Genomic DNA, 6,031 nt, shown 5'->3' on the forward strand with positions numbered 1-6,031 from the left:
GAAGGCGCCCATGACCTCCTCCCAGCCCTTCGACATGGCGAACAGCCGGGTGTTCGGTGAAGTGGCCGAGACCTACGACGCCGCCCGACCCGGCTACCCCGACGCCCTCATAGCCGAGGTACTCGCCTACGCCTCCCTCGGTGATCTGCCGGCCGTCGAGATCGGGGCCGGCACCGGGAAGGCCACCGTTCCGTTCGCCGCGCTCGGCACCCCGATGGTCTGCGTCGAACCCGATGCCCGGATGGCCGAGGTGCTGCGCCGCAACACCGCCGCCTTCCCGCACGTCCGGGTCGAGGTGAGCGCCTTCGAGCAGTGGCGGCCGGACGAAACCCGGTTCGGGCTGCTCCTCGCCGCCACCTCCTGGCACTGGACCGACCCGGCCACCCGATGGGACCGGGTCCACGACGCCCTCGCCCCCGGTGGCGCCGTCGCGCTCTTCTGGAACCCCCAGGGGCTCCTGGACCCCGGCCTCCAGGCCGCCCTCCGCGAGGTCGACCACCGGTACGGCCTCACCCTCACCCCGCACACCGGACTGGCCTCCTCCTTCGGCGACGTCCCGGGCCACTGGCCCGGATTGCTCGGGCAGTGGCCGGACGAGGAGTGCCGCCAGGACGGCCGGTTCACCGACCTCCGCTCGCTCCGCATCCGCGAGCGGACCCGCCTCGACACCGACCGCTACCTCGGGCACCTCACCTCGATCTCCGTCTACCGCGCCCTGCCCGCCGACCGCCGCGACCGGGCCCTCGCCGACACCGCCGCCGTGCTCGACGCGCACGGCGGGGGCATCGACGTCGAACACCACCACGACCTCTTCCTCGCCCGCACCCTCCCCCACCAGGGCTGAACCCACCCGGCCTGCCCCCCGCTCCGCACAGGAAGTCGGACCCGCCGACTTCCTGTGCGGCGTAGAGGCGGCAGGCCGACCACGCCACCGGTCGTCCAGGCCCAGGGGAACATCCGCCCTACACGGCGTGAACATCAGCCCACTCGATCGCACGTGGATTCGACACATCCCTACGCTGCGGCTGTGCTGATCATTTCGCTGCTGCTCCTCATCCCCGGCTTCGTCGTGCTCGTGCTCCGGTGGCGCCGCGTGTTCGAAGGCCGCGCCGCCACGCTCGGCGGCATCGGCGCGATCGTCCTCGGCGCCCTGCTCGGCCTCACCACCGTCCTCTACGTGGTCGAGCCGTACGAGGTGGCCGTGCCGACCAGGCTCGGAAAGATCGGCGGGACGTGGCAGCCCGGACTGCACGTCAAGTCCCCGCTGACCGACGTGACCGCGTTCTCGACCCGCCCGTCCGACCTCAACCTGACGGGCGACAACACCGTCGAGGTCCGTTCCTCCGAGGGCGGCGTACTGTTCGCCGACCTCACCGTGAAGTGGTCGATCGACCCTCAGCACACGGTCGACCTCTACAAGCTGGCCGGCGACTCGGACGCCGTCCAGCAGCGTCTGGTCCTCCCCGACAGCCGCGAGATCGTCCGTAACGTGTTCGCCAAGCACACCAGCGTCGAGGGCTACAGCTCGCAGCGCGAGGCGATCGCCGGCGAGATCGACAAGCTGGTCACCGCCCGGCTCGCGCCGCGCGGCATCCTGGTCAACGGGGTCAACCTGCGCAACGTCCGGCCCAGCGACGACCTGCAGAAGGCGATCGACGCGAAGATCGCCCAGGACCAGACCACCGCGCAGGCCGAGGCCGCCGTCCGCACCGCCAAGGCCGAGGCCGAGAAGCGCAAGATCGACTCGGAGAGCCAGGCCGCCGCCAACGCGGCGATCGCCAACTCCCTCACCGACAAGATCCTGATGAGCCAGTGCATCGAGGCGTTCAAGGCCGCCGCCGAGAAGAACGCGGTCTACGCCAGCCCCTGCGGCAACAGCGGCGGCACCCCGGTCATCGTGGACGGCACCAAGCGCTGAGAACGCCACCGTTCGAGCGGGCAGGCAGGGCGCGGGCAGGGCTCGCGGGCGGACAGGCGAGGCGGTCACCCGCCCCACCCGCCCGCGCCCTACGCGGGGGCGGTGTCCGCCAGGAACTCCCGCAGCAGGGCGGTGATCTCCGCCGGGCGCTCCAACGAGGGCAGGTGCCCGGCCCACGGGAGATCCAGCGCACGCGCGTTCGGCAGCCCGGCGGCCACCTCGGCCACGATCCGGCGGAAGTCCGGCAGATCGTGCGCGCCCGACACCACCAGGGCGCGGGCCGTCACCGCGGACAGCACGGCCTCCGGTTCGGGGAGCCCGAAGTCCCCCGCGCCCTCGGTGAGGCCCGCCTCGAAGTTGCCGCGCTGCATCCGCCCCACCAGCTCGCGGACCTCCTCCGTGGCGTCCGGCCCCAGCCAGGTACGGACGTTGAGCGCCGCCGCACCGTCCAGGTCACCGGCCTCCAGCAGTTCGTCCTCCGCGGCACCGAACGCCCGCATCTGCGGCCCCGCCACCTGCCCGGGCCGACCCGGGCAGAGCAGCGCCAGCGCGGACACCCGCTCCGACCGGAGCCAGGCGACGCCCAGCGCGACCCGGCCGCCGTACGAGGAGCCGACCAGGGACGCCTGCCCGATGCCGAGGTGGTCCAGGAGGTCGAGCACGTCGCCGACGTCCGAGTACGGCGCCGACCCGACCGGGGATTCGCCGCAGCTGCGGAAGTCGGCTCGCACGACCCGGTACCCGGCCCCGACCAGCGGCTTCCACTGCGGGTCCCACATCCGGCGGTCGCAGACGGACGAGTGCAGCAGGACCACGGCCGGCGCGCCCTCGGGCCCGTCCACGTCGTGAGAGATGATCATCCGGCCATTCTGATGCAGTACCGTCACCCTGTCCCGGCACTTTCCTCGCGCCGACCGCCGGGCACCGCTCCCCCGACCGGCGGGAACGCCGCCGCTCTCGCGCGTCCCCGCCGGTCGGGGCCGCCGTCGCCCACCGAGAGCGCCAGCGAGTCGGTCAGCCACAGGTGGGACGCGCCGAGCGTGACCGGTTCACCGCCGGCCTCGGCCGCCAGCCGCCAGTAGCGGCGCATCCGCGGATCGCGGTCGGCGGCCACGTGGGCCAGCAGCTCCCCCCGGAACCCCGGGGTGTCCCGGCCGCCGCGCACCGACGCGTGCGCGTCGACGAACCGGTCCAGTGCGGGGCCCGCACCCGGAGCCTCCCCCGCCCGCACCAGGGGCCGCGCCAGCGCGCACGCCTCACCGATCCCCGCCATCAACGCGGCCTCGTCGGAGACCAGTTCGGCGTTGGACCGCGCCATGGCCAGCAGCGTGCGGGCCAGCGCCCGGTCACCCGCCAGCGCGACCAGCTCGGCGAACGCGACCACCTGCCCGGGCGTCGGGTCGACGGGCGGCGCGGGCACGGCCAGGGCCACGAACACGTCCAGCATCGCCCCGGACGCCGACGACACCGACGAGACCATCGTGCGCCGCCAGAAGTCGATCAGCGCGTCACGGGCGGCGCCCCCGTCCTGCACCGCGGCGACCAGCTCCAACCTGGCGGCCCGGTCGGCCGGCCCGGCCTCCTCGACCGCGCGCAGGGAGGCCCGTCGCCAGGCCAGGCCCGCGAGTTGCACGTCGAGCGCGGCGCGCTCGGCCGCGACCACCTCGGCCACGGAGCGCTCCCCGGCGAGCACGAGCCTGACGGACGGCAGCCCGAGACCGAGCCCGCGCAACCGCCTGACCAGGCCGAGCCGTTCCACGGCGGCCGGGTCGAACCTGCGGTGCCCACCCGCGCTGCGCACGGACTCGACGATGCCCTCGTCGCAGTAGAAGCGAACGGTCCGCACCGGCACACCGGTCAGCCGGGCCAGCTCCCCGATCCCGAACGTCTCGTCGAGAAAAGGCACTTGAACCTCCACCTGACTGGAGAACCTACGGTACCCGCATCACCCCCGAGAGGAGCTCCGTGATGACGCCGCCGGACATCGCCACCACCGCCACCGCCACCGCACGCCTCGTGGACGGCCTGCGGGAACGGACCGCACGGGTCGCCCGCGCCGTCGCCGGACGCGCCCCGGCCACGCCGGTACCCACCTGTCCGGCGTGGCCGCTGCGGACCCTCGTCGGGCACCTCGGACAGGAACACCGCTGGGCGGCCGAACTGGTCCGCAGCGGGCAGCAGTTGCCGCCGCCCGACCCGCACCGCGCCGATCCGGGGCCCCCGGACGAGTGGGCCGAGTGGCTGGAGCAGGGCGCGGAGGAGCTGATCCGGGCCGTCCGGCGGGTCGGCGCCGAACGCGAGTCGGACACCTTCGCCGGTCCGCTTCCGGCCGCCTTCTGGTTGCGCAGGATGCTGGCCGACACCTGCGTCCACCACTACGACGCGGCGTGCGCGACCGCCACCGCGTTCGAGATCGCCGACGACCTCGCGGCCGTCGTGATCGGCGAGAACCTCGACCTGCTCACCATGCCGGCCTTCGCGGCGGTCAGGCCGGCGGTCGCCGAACTGCGCGGCCGGGGAGAGCAGATCGGGTTCCGGCCGGGGTCCGCGGAGGGCTGGGTGGTCACCAGGAGGCCCGGGGGGCTGCGGTGGGAGCGCGGGCCGGTCGAGGCGGACGTGGTGGCGTCGGGGTCGGCGGCGGACCTCATGCTCCTGATCGCCCGCCGCATCACGCCGCAGGACGGCCGGGTGACGGTGACGGGCGACCGCGCCCTCCTGGACCACTGGCTGGCCCACTCGGCGTTCTAGGCCCCCCGGGGGCCGCCCCGGGAGCCGCGCCGGGGCCGGGGCGGGGCCGGGACCGGACCACCCACCTCCGACGCACCGTCACATCCACCGAAAAACAGTAGCCATGGACATAGTAGCTATGTACTCTATTTGCCATGAGCAAGGCTTCCCCGGGCCCCACGCCCGGCTTCCTGGTGTGGCGGCTCGCCAACAAGTGGCGCGTCGCGGTCGATCGCGCGGTGGCCCCCCTGGGTCTCACCCACGCGCAGTACGTCCTGGTCGCGTCGTTGTACGGCATGCACCGCACCGGCGAGCGGCCCAGCCAGCGCCGACTGGCCGACCACACCGGCCTGGAGGCGCTGTACGTCTCGAAGCTGGCCCGCGCCCTGGAGTCGGCCGGCCTCGTCGAGCGCGCCCGCGACCCGCGCGACCCGCGCGCCGTCCAACTCGCCCTCACCGACGAGGGCCGGGCCGTCACACGGCAGGCCGTCGAGGTGGTCCAGGGACTGCTCCGGCAACTGCTGGAACCACTCGGCGGCCTCGACGCCGAGCGGACCGGCGCGTTCACCGCCGAGCTGACGGCCCTGCTCGACGCCCCTCTCACCCCCGCCCTCCCGCACGACGAGAACACTCAGGGGACACCACCATGACCGCCACCGCACCCGTCACCACCGCGCCCGCTGCCGCACCGGCCACCGCCCGCGCCCTCGGCCTCGCCCACTACGCCGCCCGCGGCGTCCTGGAACACGTCCTGGCCCGGCACGGCGTCACGTTCCCGCAGCAGATCGCCCTGCGCGCCGCCGTCACCGCCGACACCGCACAGACGCCGGACGACCTCGTCGCCCAGGTGCAGCACGCCCTCAAGGCCGATCCGGCCGACATCCGCGCCACGCTCGACGAGCTGCTGACCCGGCAGTTGCTCGTCACGGACGGGGCACACCTTCTCCCCACGGAGGCGGGGCGCGAGCTGCTCGCCGCCACCGACGCGGACACCGCCCCCCTCTCCGCCCGCATCTGGGGCGGGATACCGGCCGAGGACCTGGCCGCCGCGGGCCGCGTCCTCGCCCTGGTCACCGAGCGCGCCGACGCGGAACTCGCCACACTGCGCGCATGACCGCAGGACCCCGCACCGGTCCGGCCCGGCTCCGTAGGGGAGCCGGGCCGGACCTGGCGGCACGCACGCGCCGCACCCCGTCGGCCGCCCTGCAGTGGGCCGGGCGGCCGCGGGTCCCCTACCGGCCGTGCGTCAGCTCGTGGCGATCGCGGTGTCGTCGATCACGAAGCTGGTCTGCAGCGAGGCGTCCTCGGTGCCGGTGAACTTGATCGTCACCGACTGGCCCGCGTAGGCCGAGAGGTCGAAGGTGCGCAGCTGGTAGCCGGAGGCCG

The 6,031-nt window shown here is 74.2% G+C and carries 7 protein-coding genes; 5 read left to right on the forward strand and 2 right to left on the reverse strand.

The features are described 5' to 3' along the window. Positions 1-10 precede the first annotated feature (10 nt). Both PUR56_RS02120 and PUR56_RS02125 read left to right on the forward strand, forming a co-directional pair. The gene (locus PUR56_RS02120) at positions 11-844 is read left to right on the forward strand and encodes a class I SAM-dependent methyltransferase (RefSeq protein ID WP_329947603.1); all 834 of its coding nucleotides are present in this window, start codon (positions 11-13) and stop codon (positions 842-844) included. A gap of 183 nt (positions 845-1,027) precedes the next feature. Next, positions 1,028-1,918, forward strand: coding sequence for a prohibitin family protein (locus PUR56_RS02125; protein ID WP_329879164.1), 891 nt, complete (start codon positions 1,028-1,030; stop codon positions 1,916-1,918). An 89-nt stretch (positions 1,919-2,007) separates the two neighbouring features. On the opposite strand, the gene PUR56_RS02130 is transcribed toward PUR56_RS02125, so the two are convergent. Next, complete coding sequence (locus PUR56_RS02130; RefSeq protein WP_329947604.1) at positions 2,008-2,778, reverse strand: alpha/beta fold hydrolase; 771 nt, start codon at positions 2,776-2,778, stop codon at positions 2,008-2,010. Positions 2,779-2,801: 23 nt separating this feature from the next. Next, positions 2,802-3,824, reverse strand: coding sequence for a MerR family transcriptional regulator (locus PUR56_RS02135; protein WP_329947605.1), 1,023 nt, complete (start codon positions 3,822-3,824; stop codon positions 2,802-2,804). A gap of 62 nt (positions 3,825-3,886) precedes the next feature. Between PUR56_RS02135 and PUR56_RS02140 the strand changes: the two genes are divergently transcribed. From PUR56_RS02140 to PUR56_RS02150, 3 genes are all read left to right on the forward strand, one after another. Continuing rightward, the gene (locus PUR56_RS02140; protein ID WP_329947606.1) at positions 3,887-4,666 is read left to right on the forward strand and encodes a maleylpyruvate isomerase family mycothiol-dependent enzyme; all 780 of its coding nucleotides are present in this window, start codon (positions 3,887-3,889) and stop codon (positions 4,664-4,666) included. A 134-nt stretch (positions 4,667-4,800) separates the two neighbouring features. Next, positions 4,801-5,295 carry a MarR family winged helix-turn-helix transcriptional regulator gene (locus PUR56_RS02145; RefSeq protein WP_329879167.1) on the forward strand — a complete coding sequence of 165 codons (495 nt, stop codon included), beginning with the start codon at positions 4,801-4,803 and terminating at the stop codon, positions 5,293-5,295. Further along, a complete protein-coding gene (locus PUR56_RS02150; protein ID WP_329947607.1) occupies positions 5,292-5,759 on the forward strand; it encodes a MarR family transcriptional regulator in 468 nt (155 codons plus the stop codon). The genes PUR56_RS02145 and PUR56_RS02150 overlap by 4 nt, the downstream gene beginning before the upstream one ends. Positions 5,760-6,031: the final 272 nt, after the last annotated feature.

This window comes from Streptomyces sp. BE303 (assembly GCF_036290945.1).
Taxonomy (GTDB): Bacteria; Actinomycetota; Actinomycetes; order Streptomycetales; family Streptomycetaceae; genus Kitasatospora.